24 protein-coding genes and 1 tRNA gene are annotated in these 16005 nt (G+C 36.3%); 21 read left to right on the top strand and 4 right to left on the bottom strand.

Translation table 11 applies throughout. The features are described 5' to 3' along the window. Positions 1-301: 301 nt before the first annotated feature. From BN1082_RS01155 to BN1082_RS01145, 3 genes are all read left to right on the top strand, one after another. The gene (locus BN1082_RS01155; protein WP_090629746.1) at positions 302-721 is read left to right on the top strand and encodes a GNAT family N-acetyltransferase; all 420 of its coding nucleotides are present in this window, start codon (positions 302-304) and stop codon (positions 719-721) included. Between the two features lie 192 nt (positions 722-913). Further along, positions 914-2665, top strand: a complete 1752-nt coding sequence (locus tag BN1082_RS01150; protein WP_090629743.1) for an ABC transporter transmembrane domain-containing protein — start codon at positions 914-916, stop codon at positions 2663-2665. A gap of 1 nt (position 2666) precedes the next feature. Further along, positions 2667-4460 carry an ABC transporter ATP-binding protein gene (locus BN1082_RS01145; protein ID WP_090629742.1) on the top strand — a complete coding sequence of 598 codons (1794 nt, stop codon included), beginning with the start codon at positions 2667-2669 and terminating at the stop codon, positions 4458-4460. A 37-nt stretch (positions 4461-4497) separates the two neighbouring features. On the opposite strand, the gene BN1082_RS01140 is transcribed toward BN1082_RS01145, so the two are convergent. Further along, the gene (locus tag BN1082_RS01140; protein WP_090629739.1) at positions 4498-4677 is read right to left on the bottom strand and encodes an aspartyl-phosphate phosphatase Spo0E family protein; all 180 of its coding nucleotides are present in this window, start codon (positions 4675-4677) and stop codon (positions 4498-4500) included. A 263-nt stretch (positions 4678-4940) separates the two neighbouring features. Here BN1082_RS01140 and BN1082_RS01135 point away from each other — a divergent pair, with 263 nt between their 5' ends. Continuing rightward, a complete protein-coding gene (locus BN1082_RS01135) occupies positions 4941-5648 on the top strand; it encodes a cytochrome c biogenesis CcdA family protein (protein WP_090629736.1) in 708 nt (235 codons plus the stop codon). Between the two features lie 251 nt (positions 5649-5899). Further along, a complete protein-coding gene (locus BN1082_RS01130) occupies positions 5900-6370 on the top strand; it encodes a CcdC family protein (RefSeq protein WP_090629734.1) in 471 nt (156 codons plus the stop codon). A gap of 264 nt (positions 6371-6634) precedes the next feature. Here BN1082_RS01130 and BN1082_RS01125 read toward each other — a convergent pair whose 3' ends face one another. Beyond that, on the bottom strand, positions 6635-7060 hold the full coding sequence (locus BN1082_RS01125; RefSeq protein WP_090629731.1) for a DUF2621 domain-containing protein: 426 nt from the start codon (positions 7058-7060) through the stop codon (positions 6635-6637). A gap of 246 nt (positions 7061-7306) precedes the next feature. Here BN1082_RS01125 and BN1082_RS01120 point away from each other — a divergent pair. Continuing rightward, a tRNA-Sec gene (locus BN1082_RS01120) sits at positions 7307-7403 on the top strand. 118 nt (positions 7404-7521) lie between these two features. On the opposite strand, the gene BN1082_RS01115 is transcribed toward BN1082_RS01120, so the two are convergent. Both BN1082_RS01115 and BN1082_RS01110 read right to left on the bottom strand, forming a co-directional pair. Next, entirely contained in the window at positions 7522-8655 is a 1134-nt protein-coding gene (locus BN1082_RS01115; RefSeq protein ID WP_090629729.1) for a tyrosine-type recombinase/integrase, read from the bottom strand. Positions 8656-8722: 67 nt separating this feature from the next. Continuing rightward, a complete protein-coding gene (locus tag BN1082_RS01110) occupies positions 8723-9325 on the bottom strand; it encodes a LexA family protein (protein ID WP_090629725.1) in 603 nt (200 codons plus the stop codon). A gap of 168 nt (positions 9326-9493) precedes the next feature. Here BN1082_RS01110 and BN1082_RS01105 point away from each other — a divergent pair, with 168 nt between their 5' ends. From BN1082_RS01105 to BN1082_RS01045, 15 genes are all read left to right on the top strand, one after another. Then, positions 9494-9709, top strand: coding sequence for a helix-turn-helix transcriptional regulator (locus tag BN1082_RS01105; RefSeq protein ID WP_090629722.1), 216 nt, complete (start codon positions 9494-9496; stop codon positions 9707-9709). 9 nt (positions 9710-9718) lie between these two features. After that, on the top strand, positions 9719-9949 hold the full coding sequence (locus BN1082_RS01100; RefSeq protein WP_090629719.1) for a DUF771 domain-containing protein: 231 nt from the start codon (positions 9719-9721) through the stop codon (positions 9947-9949). Between the two features lie 5 nt (positions 9950-9954). Next, positions 9955-10266, top strand: coding sequence for a hypothetical protein (locus tag BN1082_RS01095; RefSeq protein ID WP_090629717.1), 312 nt, complete (start codon positions 9955-9957; stop codon positions 10264-10266). A gap of 93 nt (positions 10267-10359) precedes the next feature. After that, complete coding sequence (locus BN1082_RS01090) at positions 10360-11040, top strand: ORF6N domain-containing protein (protein WP_090629713.1); 681 nt, start codon at positions 10360-10362, stop codon at positions 11038-11040. Positions 11041-11232: 192 nt separating this feature from the next. Next, a complete protein-coding gene (locus BN1082_RS01085; protein WP_090629710.1) occupies positions 11233-12099 on the top strand; it encodes a conserved phage C-terminal domain-containing protein in 867 nt (288 codons plus the stop codon). Between the two features lie 29 nt (positions 12100-12128). Then, a complete protein-coding gene (locus BN1082_RS01080) occupies positions 12129-12935 on the top strand; it encodes an ATP-binding protein (RefSeq protein WP_090629708.1) in 807 nt (268 codons plus the stop codon). A gap of 8 nt (positions 12936-12943) precedes the next feature. Next, the gene (locus BN1082_RS27220) at positions 12944-13147 is read left to right on the top strand and encodes a hypothetical protein (RefSeq protein WP_176699612.1); all 204 of its coding nucleotides are present in this window, start codon (positions 12944-12946) and stop codon (positions 13145-13147) included. Beyond that, complete coding sequence (locus BN1082_RS01075) at positions 13113-13388, top strand: hypothetical protein (protein WP_090629705.1); 276 nt, start codon at positions 13113-13115, stop codon at positions 13386-13388. Before BN1082_RS27220 ends, BN1082_RS01075 begins: the two co-directional genes overlap by 35 nt. A gap of 9 nt (positions 13389-13397) precedes the next feature. Continuing rightward, positions 13398-13799, top strand: coding sequence for a hypothetical protein (locus BN1082_RS28015; protein ID WP_245640267.1), 402 nt, complete (start codon positions 13398-13400; stop codon positions 13797-13799). Positions 13800-13838: 39 nt separating this feature from the next. Next, positions 13839-14093 (top strand): hypothetical protein, encoded by a 255-nt coding sequence (locus tag BN1082_RS01065; protein WP_090629703.1) that lies wholly within the window; start codon positions 13839-13841, stop codon positions 14091-14093. An 80-nt stretch (positions 14094-14173) separates the two neighbouring features. Then, the gene (locus BN1082_RS27215; RefSeq protein WP_176699611.1) at positions 14174-14323 is read left to right on the top strand and encodes a hypothetical protein; all 150 of its coding nucleotides are present in this window, start codon (positions 14174-14176) and stop codon (positions 14321-14323) included. Continuing rightward, positions 14307-14573, top strand: a complete 267-nt coding sequence (locus BN1082_RS01060) for a hypothetical protein (protein WP_090629700.1) — start codon at positions 14307-14309, stop codon at positions 14571-14573. The genes BN1082_RS27215 and BN1082_RS01060 overlap by 17 nt, the downstream gene beginning before the upstream one ends. Further along, a complete protein-coding gene (locus BN1082_RS01055; protein ID WP_090629696.1) occupies positions 14570-14962 on the top strand; it encodes a hypothetical protein in 393 nt (130 codons plus the stop codon). Before BN1082_RS01060 ends, BN1082_RS01055 begins: the two co-directional genes overlap by 4 nt. After that, on the top strand, positions 14959-15546 hold the full coding sequence (locus BN1082_RS01050) for a dUTP diphosphatase (protein ID WP_090629693.1): 588 nt from the start codon (positions 14959-14961) through the stop codon (positions 15544-15546). The genes BN1082_RS01055 and BN1082_RS01050 overlap by 4 nt, the downstream gene beginning before the upstream one ends. 233 nt (positions 15547-15779) lie before the next feature. Then, positions 15780-15998, top strand: a complete 219-nt coding sequence (locus BN1082_RS01045) for a hypothetical protein (RefSeq protein ID WP_245640266.1) — start codon at positions 15780-15782, stop codon at positions 15996-15998. Positions 15999-16005 lie beyond the last annotated feature (7 nt).

Below are 16005 nucleotides of genomic sequence, written 5' to 3'. Positions count from 1 at the left end.
CCTTGTTTTATCTTTCATCAAACTAATCCGAAACCACTTTTTCTATTGGAAACTAAACCAAAGAAAAGTGGTTTTTTGTGTTATAAGAGAATTTTTTTAGAAGTGTGCATGTACCATTGCATTGCCTAAGTATTAACACCAAAGTCAATGAGAATGTTAGAGAAACATAAATTTGGGTTTAGAAAACTTAATCAACATCACAATGTGTGAATTTTTGTGTTTTTTAAAAATAATACAGGAGTTTTATTATTTTCCCAGAATTAATAAATGTTGATATACATAATCATTAGGGGTGAATGAAATGATAAAAGAATTAGTAGAAGAGAAAGAATGGCTTGAAGCATTTCCAGTTATGAACGAATTAAGAACCCATCTAAACGAGAGTACGTATCTTGAAATTCTTCATAGTATGAGGGAAGAAGGATATAAGCTATTTGCTTTATATCACAATGAACAAGTAGTTGCGGTTACAGGTGTAGCAATTCGAACAAATTTTTATTATGGTAAACATGTATTTGTTTATGAATTGGTTACTCAATCTTCACAGCGTTCTAAGGGATATGGTGAAAAATTACTTTCGTATATACATCAATACGCTATTCACAACGGGTGTGGAATTGTGAATTTAGAATCAGCGCTATTTCGTTCAGACGCACACAGATTTTATGAAACAAAAATGGGGTATGAGAAATTTTGTTACTCTTTCAAAAAAGTACTTTAGTACTACCTTATCGCTATCATTCAATCCAAATAGATCGGAAGGAGCACTCATATAGATTGAGTGCTTATTTTTATCCATTATTTTTAATTATTTCCTAATCTTTATTATTTTGAGAATATTTGATAAAATGTAACTTCAGGTGAAATAAATTAGAGATATAAAGCCAAGGCAGTTGTGTTAGGGGGGATTTAAGTGCGGGTTTTTTTAGATTTAGGTTGGTTTTTTAAACAGGAGAAAAAAGCGTACATATTTGGCGTTTTCATCCTTTTGGTAGTGGCGTTCTTGCAGCTAGTGCCACCAAAGATTATTGGGGCGGTGGCCGATCATATTAAAGGGGGAACGGTAACAAAAGGCTTGCTAATCGAATGGGGGATGATCCTCGTCTTCGTCGCGGTTACCATGTATGTTCTTCGCTATTATTGGCGAATCATGATTTTTGGTTCATCAGTCAAGCTTAGCAAAATCCTTCGGAACCGTTTATATCATCATTTTACAAATATGTCACCCGCCTTTTATCAGAAAAGCCGAATCGGTGACTTGATGGCCCATGCAACGAACGATTTGCAGGCAATCCAGCAAACCGCGGGCGCAGGAGTTTTGACATTAGTAGATTCCCTTTCCACTGGTGGATTTGTCATCATTGCAATGGCTCTAACAATCAGCTGGAAATTGACATTAATATGCCTCATTCCAATGCCATTTATGGCGATTTTGACAAGTTGGTTTGGGACGATGCTTCATAAAAGCTTTTATAAAGCACAGGAGGCTTTTTCTTCATTAAATGATAAAACACAGGAAAGTATTTCAGGGATAAAGGTCATAAAGACTTTTGGTCAGGAAAAGGAAGAGATCGAGGACTTCCGTAAGCAATCAGAAGATGTGGTTCAAAAAAATATCGTCGTGGCAAAAATAGATTCTTTGTATGACCCAACCATTTCGATTATTGTCGGCATTTCTTTTTTCTTAGCGATAGTGTTTGGAGCAAAATATGTGCTAGCTGGAGAATTAACCATCGGGCAATTAATATCTTTTACTACCTATTTAGGTCTGTTAATCTGGCCCATGCTCGCATTTGGATGGCTGTTCAATATTGTTGAGCGGGGTCGTGCCTCATATGATCGGGTTAAAACACTTCTTAGTGTAAAAGTAGATATCAGTGACGACAATCAGGCAATAAACGTTGTACCACAAGGTGATATCAAGTATGAAATTAATGAATTTACTTATCCGGATGAGACAGAACCCATTCTGAAGAATATTTCATTTAAACTGCATAAAGGAGAAACTCTCGGAGTTGTAGGGAAAACAGGTTCCGGAAAAACCACTCTTATAAAGCTTTTGCTCCGCGAGTTTGAAGGGTATAACGGGCACATTCTTTTTGGGGGTAGAACTCTTCAAGAATATAAACTTGAAAAATTACGGGAAGCAATTGGATACGTTCCTCAAGACCATTTTTTATTTTCATCAACAATAGCTGAAAATATCTCCTTTACAAATCCTTGTGCAGACAGAAATGAAATTGAAGAGGCAGCGAGGTTGGCAAATATTCACGAAGATATCAAACAGTTTACCTATGGTTATGAAACGATTGTAGGGGAACGTGGTGTGTCCTTATCGGGCGGACAGAAGCAAAGAATTTCAATTGCCCGGGCATTATTAATGGATCCAGAAGTATTAGTTCTTGATGACTCTTTGTCAGCGGTTGATGCCAAAACGGAAGAAGCGATCCTTTCGGCATTAAGGCAAAACCGCGAGGGTAAGACGACCATCATTACTTCCCATCGCTTAAGTGCAATTCAACACGCAAATCTCATTATTGTTCTTGAGGATGGCTGGATTAAGGAACGGGGCACTCATGATGAGTTGATGGCACATGACGGATGGTATAAAGAAATGTATCTACGTCAGCAGCTTGAAGAACTTGTTGAGCATGGGGGGCATTAAGATGGAAAAAATAGATGTTTTATCAGAGAAGGAGCAGCGAAAAGTTCTTTTTCGCCTCTTATCTTATACAAAACCGCATACTAAAACTATAGCACTTGCGTTTATTTTATTGATTTTAACAACCGTAGGCGATATTTTTTTACCGATTCTTGTGAAAACTTTTATCGATGATTATTTAACACCGCGAAAGCTAATCTTCCAGCAACTTTTCATACTTGGTTCGGTATACATGGGAATTCAAGTCGTTAAAGCTGTCCTTTTGTTTTTCCAATTAGTGCTTTTTCAAGGAATTGCCTTGAAAATTATTCAACAGCTTCGAATCGATGTTTTTTCAAAAGTACAGGCACTGGGTTTAAAATTTTTTGATAAAACACCGGCTGGCAGCATTGTTTCCAGAGTGACAAACGATACTGAAGCAATTAAGGATATGTTTGTAACAGTCATTGCTACCTTTATTCAAAGCGGATTTCTGCTTGTGGGTATTTTTATTGCGATGTTTATATTAAATGCTAAGCTTGCCTTGTTATGTGTCATCATTATCCCGCTTATTTTATTTGTTATGACCCTTTATCGAAAATTAAGCTCTCGTTTTTATCTTGATATGCGTGAAAGGCTTAGTCAGTTGAATGCAAAATTAAGCGAATCCCTGCAAGGCATGGCGATCGTGCAAATGTTTCGCCAAGAAAAGCGACTCCGTCAAGAATTTGGAGAGATTAATGATCAGCATTTCAAAGCGGGAATGAAAAATATAAAAATTGATGGATTACTTTTACGGCCTGCTATTGATCTTATTTATATTTTTGCGCTGATTATCGTCCTAAGTTATTTTGGCATTACATCATTCCAGAATTCTATACAAATTGGGGTATTATACGCGTTTGTTAATTATTTAGACCGATTTTTTGAACCAGTCGTTAATATGATGATGAGGCTATCACTTTACCAGCAAGCCATTGTCGCAGGCTCAAGAGTTTTCAAATTGTTGGATAACGAGGAGTTGGCACCTAAACAAGCGGATAGGCCAAATGTAATTAAAAAAGGGAAAATTGAGTTTAAGAATGTAAGCTTTTCATATGATGGAAAAAGAGATGTACTAAAAAATATTTCTTTTACAGCTAACCCAGGGGAAACAGTAGCACTCGTCGGTCATACTGGAAGTGGAAAAAGCTCCATTATCAATTTATTAATGCGCTTCTATGAATATAATCGAGGAGACATTTTAATTGATGGTGATTCAATCCGCAGCTTTACAAAACAAGAGCTCCGCGAAAAACTGGGCCTTGTCCTACAAGATCCGTTTTTGTTCTATGGAACTGTAAAAGATAATATCCGACTTCATAACGATACACTCACTGATGAACAAATAAGAGAGGCAGCAGAGTTTGTTCAAGCAAATGTTTTTATTGAAAGGCTAGAGGATGGCTATGACGATAAGGTGGTCGAACGCGGAGCTACTTTTTCAAGCGGGCAGCGGCAATTGATAGCGTTTGCGAGAACGATTGCGGCAAACCCAAAAATCCTTATCCTTGATGAGGCTACAGCCAATATCGATACGGAAACGGAAGAGTCTATTCAAACCGCTCTTGCAAGAATGCGAAGAGGTCGGACTACAATAGCTATCGCCCACAGACTATCAACGATTCAAGATGCTGATTCCATTCTTGTCCTGCATCAAGGTGAAATTGTTGAGAGTGGAACCCATCAAGAGCTGCTTGCGCAAGGCGGCTTATACTATAAAATGTTTTTATTGCAAAATGGTACTTTTGAAAGACTAGAGAATGTTGTGAATAAATAAGAAAAAGCCTGGTTTCGTACCAGGCTCGTTTATATTATTATGAATAGGATGTTGTTGGGATTTTTTTTAAGTAGATGCGATTATATTCATTTATAAGATGATCAAGTTCTTGGCTATAGCGTATAGCATCGGAGGAACTCAAGCCCTTATTGATTGCGACTTGAATTAATTCAGCTCGTTTATTTTCAATTAATGCGATAAATTCTTGTTTGATCACGGCCGATGTCCTTTCCGGAGAAACTCCTAATGAAAATTAGTAATTCCTAATACATTTTACTAGTATAACCTATGATGGGAATTAATTCAAAGTAAAGTGTAAAAAATTATCCAATCCACCAACTATTTTTTGAATAAATGACAAGAATTTGAAAATAAAATGGGTTTCTAATGTAAAGACACAAAATATTCATGATAATCATTATCTTTTAGGCTTGTGTTTTGTTAGAATGAAGAGGTATCGACTATAGTGGGAGTGTTAATATGTCTGATGTAAATGTTTTTGTAGCAGCCGGTGCTGGATTCATGAGTTTTATTTCACCCTGCTGTTTACCGCTTTATCCCGCCTTTCTTTCATACATAACAGGAATGTCGGTTGGAGAACTGAGAAGTGATAATGCCATGCTCCAAAAACGGAGCCTGTTGCATACGCTGTTTTTCCTCATCGGTTTTTCCGTCATTTTCATCGCCATCGGATTTGGAACTTCGTTTATCGGCAGTTTTTTTCGAGAATACAAAGATTTAATTCGTCAGCTAGGCGCTATTTTTATTATTTTCTTTGGATTAGTGATTGTAGGAATCATAAAACCAGATTTTATGATGAGGGAACACCGTTTTGAATTTAAGAATCGGCCTTCAGGATATATTGGCTCCATTTTAATTGGTATGGCATTTGCAGCCGGCTGGACACCGTGTACGGGCCCTATTCTAGGAATCGTAATCGGATTAGCTGCAACCCACCCTGGTTCAGGCGTTTTATATATGACTGCCTATTCACTAGGATTTGCTGTTCCATTTTTCATCCTATCGTTCTTTGTGGGGCGGATGAAATGGATTAAGAAGCATAGTGCAATGATTATGAAAATCGGCGGTTATATCATGATAATCATGGGATTTATCCTCTTTTTCGACTGGATGACAAAAATTATCGCTGTTTTCCAAGGATTATTTGGCAATTTTTCAGGATTCTAAATTCTCCTATAGCTCATTTCAAATATTCTGAGGATGCTAGATTTTTAGATCAAAGATTATTGAAAAATATAACCGTTTCAGGAATTCTCTGAAACGGTTTTTACTTTTTTTTCGTATTTTTGGTAGGTTGCTTTGAATAGAATATTAATGGAAATAAAAAATGTTCATTAAACGATTATTAATTTTTTTCAATTTGAAGCAATTGATATATAATGAGGTATAAAAATAAACAAGTAAGGATGAATGTCATAATGGATAAGGTTATTATTTCTTCTGTTATTGCAGCCGCTATGGCTATAATGGTTATGATCGTCCGTCTAAAAGCGGCAAAGAAACCAACGAATGCGAAAAAAATTATGTTACCACCCCTTTTTATGTCTACAGGGGCATGCATGTACTTTATACCACAATTTCAATTAACGCCTGGTGAAATTATTGAGGCAGTGGTTGTCGGAATGTTTTTTTCCATTTTTCTCATAAAAACCTCAAAGTTTGAAATTCGTGATGAGGACATTTATTTGAAGCGGTCAAAGGCATTTATTTTTATCTTAATTGGCCTTTTAGTCATCAGAATTGCCATGAAATTTTTCATGAGTGCGACGATCAATGTTTCGCAATTAGGCGGAATGTTCTTCCTATTAGCTTTTTTTATGATCCTCCCATGGCGCGTGGCCATGTATACCGATTATCGGAAGTTATATAAACAGCTTCATGGAGCATGAGAATAAGACACTGACCTAGGTAATTAGCGGGTCGGTGTTTTTTCTATGTAATTTAATAATCTAGCAGTAAAAGTTATATTTTTGTCTTAAGTTTACCTGTTTTAGAAGGGAATAATTGTTGGCGAACTATTTTATCTGCGTAAATTCCCAAGATATCTGCGAAAAATCTATTTTATCTGCGATTCTGGGTCGATTATCTGCGAAAAATGAAATATATCTGCGAATCTACTTTCATATAATAAAAACCGTCCAAATTGAAGACGGTTAAAATAGGTGCTCATAAGGGGCAACATCAATTTTATTATCAAATAGCTTTTTCCGTAAAAATTTATGATCTCTCTTTGGCGTTGCTTGAATATAGCCGCGAATGACGAGTCCTTCGGAAATCTCCTGGGCATTTTCTTTTAGGGCTAGTTCACCAATTTTTCCGGCAATTTTATGCTTCGCCACATCGCGGAAAAGCTCAGGTACAGGGCTGACCAGGTCGTTAAGAAGCGCTTTCGTTTCATCGGTCCAAAGATACAATGATTCATTGACATAATGCTCTTCCCAATCCATCACAGATTTTCCGTCTTCCTTCGGCATCTTCTTCAAAAACTTTCGAAACATAAAATATCCGCCAATCCCAAACGAAAAAATTAGGAAGAAGATCCAAAATAGGATAAACCATAAAAACCAACCATGAAGCATGCGTTTCACCTACAAAGTCTATTATTTCCTTTTATTATAGACTTTTGATATAAAAGAAGACAAGTCATGCTGACAATTTCATCCTGCAAGGATTTAAAGCATTTTAAAAAGGGAAAAAGCTTGACAAAAAGATGACAATCAAGCCGTTTCTATTGATTCCTATTTTCCAATGTAATATGATTACTAATGATATACTTGTGCCACGGCGAATTCAGCCGCCATCACATAAGCCTTCTTCCCAATCACGGGGCTGAATGGGGTACTGGTGTCCCCCACAGTCTTCAAAACTGCTTGAGACCTGCGTGCCAGGTCTGGTGGGTTCGATTCCCACGCAGTCCCGCCATAGTATCCTAAACAATTTGAGTAAACTTAGTTTAACCATTGATACAACAACGTTATCGGATCTTTTGGATTTTGGCAGAATCCTAAAGAAATCGATAGATTTTGAAAAAATTTTGCATTTATTTTGCACTAAAAAGTTCTTGCATGGTCACGTCTACTTGGCGTGACTCTTTTTGTTCCATCTCGTCTAAAATATGAGAATAGGTCTGTAAAGTTGTTACAATATCGCCGTGTCCAAGACGGCGAGAGATATATTTTATATTTACACCTTTAAACAGAAGCATGGAGGCGTGAGTGTGCCTTAAGCCGTGGCATGTTATTTGTTTGGCTCCAACTTCTCGACAAAGAGCCTTAAGTGTTTTATTTACAGCATTATTCGTGACCAACTCAAATTTAGAATTAATAAAACATAAATTCTTTTCGTTTCTCATACCTGTTTCTGCAGCCGCGACATTCTGTTCGTGTTTTAAACTACTAAGGATATTGCAAGTACTTTTATCTATTGTGATTGTCCGCTTTGAAGCATAGTTTTTTGTATCGCTAAAATCATTTTTGTATTTTGCATCCCAAGTTTTGTTGATCGTGATTGCTTGATTCTCAAAGTCCACACAATCCCAAGTCATCCCTAAAATCTCCGAAAATCTTGCTCCAGTTGCAATCGCAAATAGAATGATATATCGTGAAACGTACCTTAATTTTAGGTTTTTCTTTGTATTTGTTGTAAGGTGTTTTAGTTCTTCGAAATTAAGGTATTTTAATACCTCTGCTTTTTCTTCTTTGTGTCCTTTTATAATCACTTTATATGTCGGGTCCTTTATGATAATGCCATCCTCGATTGCGTCTTTTAAGCATGTTTTGACGTATAAATGCCTTTTTCTAATGGTCTCAGTAGCATAATGGGGCTCTAATTCATTGATAAATCGCTGATACATATCCCTGGTGAGATCTTTCATTCGTACACCGGCAAAATGTAACTCTACAAGTTTTACTGAACGTTCAATATCTGATTCGTGCTTAGGACTGTATTTACCTTTCTTATAAATCTCAAACCAATTACGTATATATTCGGCAAACAGTTGATCAACTGCAGAAATGTCTTGGCCTACGTGTAATTTCTTTTCTAGTTCTGCAGCAGCAAGTTCGCACTCACGCTTAGTTCTAAAACATCCTTGTGTTTTTGTTTTATATTTATCGCCTTCTTTATAAGATACTCTATATCGCCAGCCGTTCTTAAGTTTCTGGATACTGGCCATCATAATTACTCCTTTCGTTAAAAAGATAGGCGGGAGCTACCCGCCTTTGAAGATTAAATTGCTAACGTTAGAAATTTAATACTACTTTTTTAAGTTTTCCCACAATCCTGATCAGTTTATTTTGTTCGGGATTGTATATGATCGGAGCATACTTTGGATTTTCAGATTGCAAGATGATTGAGTTATCTGTTTTATAAACTCTTTTTAAAAGCGCTTCTTCTTCGATAACAACAGCAGCTATTTCACCATTCTCGACATCTTCTTGTTTTCTGATTAAAAGTAAGTCGTCTTCTTGAATTCGCGCACCAATCATGCTATCACCTTTTGCTCGTAGATAGAAATACTCTCCACCATTTAACCAATCTTTAGGAGTGGTTTCATAAACACCAGTCTGTTCATACACCACAGTACCTGTCCCGCAACTAATATTTCCGTAAATCGGGAGCAAAACTGATTCTCCCGTTTCGCCTAAGTCTTCTACGTCAAAGAAATATGTAATTGGGACTTTAAACAGATCAGCAAGAATTGTTATTTTATCCATTAAAGGCCTATTGTGGTTTCCCTCCCAAGCTGATACTGCTGTTGGTGCTACATTTAATTTCTTTGCAAGATCCGCTTGAGTCATACGATGCTGCTTTCGTAATTCCTTTATTTTGTCTCCGACTTTCATCTTTATCTCACCTCCTTATATTGATTAGTATACACTATTTCTGTAGTTTTATGCAGTTTTTCTGTATATAAATAGTTGATATTTTGATATTTTTTCAGATTTTCTGTATTTTCGGCTTGCAAGTACAGAAAATCTGTAGTAAGTTTAAACCAAGAAGGAGGTGGTGGTGTGAAATACACCATTGAACAAGCAAGAATATTAGGTGGATTTACCCAAGTTGAAATGGCAAAAAAACTTAGTATGTCAGAAAAAACCTATATTCAGTATGAAAAGTATCGAAAAGTGTTTCGGATGGATGTTGCTTTGAAATTTGTATCGTTAACAAAAGTAAGAATTGGTGACATTATTTTTTTTGAGGGACAACTACAGAAAATCTGTAGTTAAGAGATTGCTATGAATAAGAAAATATGGTGGACCATGAAGGATCTGGAGCAGGCAACCGGCTACTCAGATGACTGGCTTAAAGAAAATGTCCTGCTCCGACCTTGTTACAAGAAAATTCTCGATTTGGAAAACGGCGGTTTTGTTTACTATCCCGAAAAACGTGGAGAAAAATGGATGTTTATTGCTGCTAGAATGCAAGAGTTTTTGGAAAAGTATTTTGTACAAATTTTTGGGAGGTAATTATTTTGGCGCAATCTTTTCCAGTCCAATTAATAAAGAATCGTTACTGGGCATCGCTTTATCATCTGTTTCAAAATCATTGGAAACTAAAAAGCGTGTTTACCACCAAGTATTTTGATTTGAATGCCGAAACAGTGAAATTCCAAGCCTTAAAAAGAAACGCAGCACCTTGGTCTAGTTCAGAAAAAATTATGTTAAATCTTGCTCTTCATCTTTTCAACGAGCGGAACAAATTTAATTTATCGGACCTCGATTATTTGGATGATTACAATCGGAAGCTTGCATTTGAAGCTATGAAAATACGTTTCGGTTCTTAAAGCCTAATCAGGCTTCTCTTTTTAGTCAAATGGCGAAATATGATGAACAAATTAAAGTATAAAAATTTAGTATATGCATAGGGAGTTGAGGAAATGAATCAACTACAAATTATTGAAAGAGAAGGTATTAGAGTTTTAACAACTCAACAGTTGGCAGAAGCATATGGATCTGATTCCAAAATTATCAATCGAAATTTTCAACGCAATTCTGACCGATATGTCCAAGGTAAGCATTTTTACGCTTTATCAGGAGAAGGTTTACGAGAATTCAAAGGGTCACGTCAATTTGACGACAGCCTAAAGTTTGCTTCAATTCTTTATCTTTGGACAGAAAATGGTGCTTGGCTTCACGCAAAGTCGTTAAATACTGATGAAGCTTGGAAGGCCTATGCCACATTAGTCGATGATTATTACACTATAAAACAGCAAGTGAAGGTTTTATCCGAAAGAGAACAACTAGTAGCAGCTATGAAACTTTCAATCGAAACATCAGAAGAAATTGTGGTTATAAGGGAAGAAGTGAAAGAAGTTCGTGGGATGGTCGAGAACCAGATAACACTAGATTATGGAGAACAGCGAAGAATCCAAAAAGGTATATCTAAAAAGGTTTACGAACTTGAAAGCGACCCAAACGTTATACAACAGCTTTTTCGTGAACTTCATAGAGAAATCCACGACCGTTTTGCCGTTACTAGCTACAAGGACATAAAGCGCAAGGATATGCTTTCTGCTGTTCGATACATTGAGGCATGGGTGCCGAGGAGAGTGTCGTAATGAGTTTAGATACGATATTCATAATTTATTGTTATGGATTAACCACATTTATCTTAGGTGCTTTGATCGGACATATGGGAGCGAAAAAAGAAAATAAAAAATCCTGATGCTGCAACATCAGGTCCGTTAAAAATATATTCTTATCGCTATTCTATCACGATTTTGAAAGATTTAGAACAGGGAAGTGAAAAAATGGCTAAATTTAGATACGTTCATACCGAATTTTGGCAGGATGCAAAGGTACTGGAAGAAATGACACCGGAGGATAAATACTTCTATCTTTACCTTTTAACAAATCCTAATACCACGCAAATCGGTGTCTATCAAATAACAAAAAAACAAATGGCTTTCGACTTAGGTTATTCATCCGAGTCGATAAATAGCCTTTTAGATCGTTTTATCAATAATCATAAAATCGTTAAATACAATGCTGAAACAAGAGAGTTAGCCATATTGAATTGGGGAAAATACAACCTTAATAATACTGGAAAACCTGTCTTAGATTGTATCAAAAAGGAATTGACAGATGTTAAAGACAAGACTCTTTTGTGGGAAGTTATGAATCAAATATCAAATGAAACAGTATTAAATGAGTTTTCTCAAGCTGTTTACGACACGTACCACGACTCGTCGACGACACGTGGGGAAAAAGAAAAAGAAAAAGAAGAAGAAAAAGAAGAAGAAAAGATATATATACCTTTTTCCGAAATCGTTTCTTATCTCAATGAAAAAGCAAACACAAACTACAAGTATTCATCTAAGAAAACAAAAGACCTAATTAAAGCTCGGTGGAATGACGGATTTATTTTTGATGACTTTAAAACAGTCATTGATAAAAAAGTATCAGAATGGCTTAGAGATAAAGAAATGTGCAAATACCTTCGACCAGAAACGTTATTCGGAAATAAATTCGAAGGTTATCTTAACCAAAAGAGTTACGGTAAACGCTCGTTATTTGATCAGGGCGAAGAAAGTAAAAAGAGACAATCCTCTATTAAGCCTTTGACTCAATACGAACTTGAGGAAATGAAACGATTGGAGGAGGAGCTACCATTCTAGCACTCAGTCAATTATTAGGTAATGGACGGATGGAGAATTTACTTTTTAACATCCGTCCTGATCTAAAAGGAAAAACGGATGAAGTTAAAATCAAGAAGTTTAAATGCTCTCAATGCGGTGAAATGACAATTGACGGATGGGAATATCGAATAGGTGAAATTGTTGAGTGTTTAACAGCAGCTCAGCGTTGCAATGGATGCGGAACGAAGGAATTAAGTCACCAAGTAACAGAAGAATTGTTCCAAAAACGTATTGATGCTCTTATCTCCAATTGGTATTTCATTTCTGAAAAAGAGACGGCCGGATTTAAGAATTATAACTCAATAAGTAAATGCACAACTGAAGCCAAGCAAAAGGCGATTAATTACACGCAAGCTTTTAGTCAGAATTCGCTTAATGACGAAAAAAACCTTTTAATCATGGGGTCTACTGGTACAGGAAAGACCCATATTTCAAAGGCGATTGCAAGGACGTTAAAGGCAAGAGGTATCAAAGTTGGGTTTATTACATCAGTTGATTTATTTAACAAATTTAAAGCAACCTTTGATTCCGGATCATCTGAACGTATTTTCGTAGAAATGAAAAAGCTGGATTTACTCATCATTGATGATATAGGTGTCGAAACTACAAAAATTGATGATGTTAATTGGTCGGTAAGAACATGGAAAGAAATCCTCGATGCCAGGTTAGGACAAGCCAATGTTTGGACAACCAATTTGGATGAGGAAAATTTGAGTAAAGTTGTCGGGCAAAGGGCTTTTTCACGAATGTACGAAGGAACTAGATTTATAGATTTATTCACCGATGATTACCGCAAAACGAAAACGGTTAAATGAGGTGTAATATGTGCCAAATATGCAACGGAACTCGTAAAGTCCACGAGATTAATAGTTTTGGCTATCGGACAAGTTGTTGTCCGGAATGTGGACCGATGGAAACGGAATTATGGCTAGAACAGCAAAAGGCTCGTAAAGATTGGATTGCGGAAATGAGAAAGAAAGGTGGTTCGACTTATGGCAAATCAAGATCAGTTGCTGCGAAAAGTTAATCAACTTCTTGGTAAAGATTACACTTTCGAAAGACAGATTGTTACCATTGAGGATTTAGTGGAAATGGTCGAACAATATAAGCTGCAAGAAACCATCCTTTTAGAACGGCTTAAGAAACAAACTTTGCAAATTAAGGAAATGAAGCAGAATAGCCGTTTAACTAGGTTTTATGAAATGGCGGAAGAAAATTTGAAAATGGCTCAAGAACTAGCCCAGTTGAAAGGAGAAGTAACCGTATGAGCGTGACAAATGTTAAACCAGTGCTACACTGCCCAAAATGTAAAACTGTCGGTCATATCATTAAGCATAAGGGTTCAATGGTTCACCTTGATTGTCCGAAGTGCTCAAGGAAATGGCAAACTTATTCTGAAACGTGTCCTAAATGCCATAAACCTAATGGATTTGCGGTGCCGGGGTTGTGTGGGTCTTGTTATTCGGAAAAGAGGTGCGAGTGATTTGAAAATTCCTTGGCATAAACGAGTTTACGCATTGTATAAGGGCGATCAATTTATCTCGGAAGGAACGATTAGAGAGATTAGCAGAGAAACAAATAAAACAGTTGATTTCCTAAAATATATGACTTATCCGGTTTATCAAAGAAGATGTGGTAAAGGTAAAAAACGGTTAATGATGATTTCTTTAGATGATTAGTATTATACACAAAATGCGGCATAAAGGAGGCTTTTAATTTTGCTTTATTATTTAGGAATATGCCTTATCATTTGGCTTTCAGTAGGTTTTATTTTTGGTTTGAAATTTATCTTTATCGATAAGAAATTTACACAAGAAAACATTGAAGAACGAAGAAAAAATATGTCATTAGATGAAGATGACGATAAATACAATCTATTTGTCAAAAACAAATATACTTTCTTAGCAATGACAACACTTGCAGGATTTATTCCTTTAGTAGCTGATATTTACGGTTCTATCAAATATAGGTAATGTCGTATTTCGAATATATAACTCTCGGTTAAAACCCATCTGAGAACGGCTCATTAAATCAAAAAAATGGAGTGAGTTGGATGAACAGAACAAAGAAGTGTGTTGAATGTGGAAGCTACGTTCCACCATATCAAAATTTTTTCTGTGAGGAGTGCTGGGAGAAAGCACTTAATGAAAAACTTAAAGAAGATGAAAAGAAAAAAGGTGTGAAACATGGGGCAAAAGCATGAAAAATTTATTTTTATCCTTCCAAATGCGAAGTTGGACTACACACCTAAAGAAATTGAAACATTCGTCAGTATGTGGAACGATGGACAGCCTATAAGCGCGATCGCTGAAAAGCTTTATATCCAAAAATATGAGGTCGGATTACTGGTAATGCATTGTAATCTTGAGGGATTTATTCAACATCGTTACGGTGGATTGCGAGGAACAAAACCGCATAAGTGGATAAATCGGCATAAGGGGGTAGTCAAGTGATACCTTACATCACAAAAGGCGATCTAACTAAACTTTCACCGAAAAAACAGAAGAAAATCTGTGGATGCGTTACTCTTTGCACGGATTTTTACACATTTACAACTGATGATGAGGATTTTACATTATGTGCCGGTGATACACGACAATTAGCCTTTGAGATTTTGGAGAAACAAGGGCTAGTTACTCAAAAGTTAGCTTTCCCAACAAGCAAATGGGGATGGACCACAGATCAAGAGGAGTTTGTGAAAAAGTATCTTAAGGACAAAAACGCTTATTACAACGGCAAGATTAAATACGGAACCTATTCGCTCATTGGGGAAATGCTCGGTAAAACAAGAGATCAGGTGAAAAATAAAATTCAGCATATGCAAAAGGAAGGGAAACTATGAATCTAAAAAAAATGTTATCCATGCAGAAAGTGCTAGACGCTCGAATTATTAAAGCGAAAGGATTGGAAGGTCAGGATCTTTTTCCGAATACGATTTTAGCTTTGATTGTTGAACTAAGTGAATTCGCCAATGAAGGACGATGGTTTAAGCATTGGAGTAAAGATCAAGAGCCGAGAACTAATGTTCAATGTGATTATACTTTAGATGATGAGCCTATTTATCGAAATTTAGTTTTAGAAGAATTCGTCGATGGCGTTCATTTTTTCTTATCACTTGCCATTCAAAAAGGATGGGAAGAAGCACTTAATATTTTTGAAGAACAGCTTGATCCTGATTATTTTGAAGGTAATTTAACAGCATGGTTTTTAGAAATGGTTCACTTTTTAAACAAAGCTTATATGGAAAAATATTCAGATAAAGACATGTTTGCAGGATACCAAAGAAATGCTTATTTCTTCCGGATAGCATGGATACTGTTTTTAAATTTAGGAATCAATTGTTTTGGTTTTACTATCGAGCAGATTGAGCAAGCCTATTGTGATAAAAATGCAGTCAATCACGAACGGCAGAATGGCGGATATTGATGAATAAACGCATGCAAAAGAAGGTTGAGAAGCAACAAAAGCAACAACTATCAGCAATATTGGACAAGCTTATCACGTTAGTGAGGAGTGATAAATGTTGGCTATTAATAAAACAAAACAAAAGCGCCGATTACGGAAGGTAATCAAGCAGCGACAAAAGGATATGATTAAAAAGGCATGGCGGCAGTTATTCGTGTAGTCTGGTGTGCTTAATGAGTAGCATGCTTAAAAAGTTGAAAAAGGGGAAGGTCAAGCCTTCTCCCTTTGATCCTTTAGATAAGGAAGTATTGAGGGCATATAACCGAGGTTTTGAAATCGGAGCAAAACAGCAAAGAGAATCCGATATTAAATGTTTAATTGATTTGTTGGATAGGGTTGAGGAGATACACGGAATTGGTGAGAAAACGGCGGATAAAATCAGGGAAATGTTTTTGATTAGGTTTGGGAAATAAAAAAATC

Origin of the sequence: Neobacillus massiliamazoniensis (assembly GCF_001048695.1) — a bacterium.
GTDB classification, from domain to species: domain Bacteria; phylum Bacillota; class Bacilli; order Bacillales; family Cytobacillaceae; genus Neobacillus; species Neobacillus massiliamazoniensis.
The sequence above is the reverse complement of the archived record's forward strand: the minus strand, read 5'-3'. Positions and strand labels throughout refer to the sequence as shown.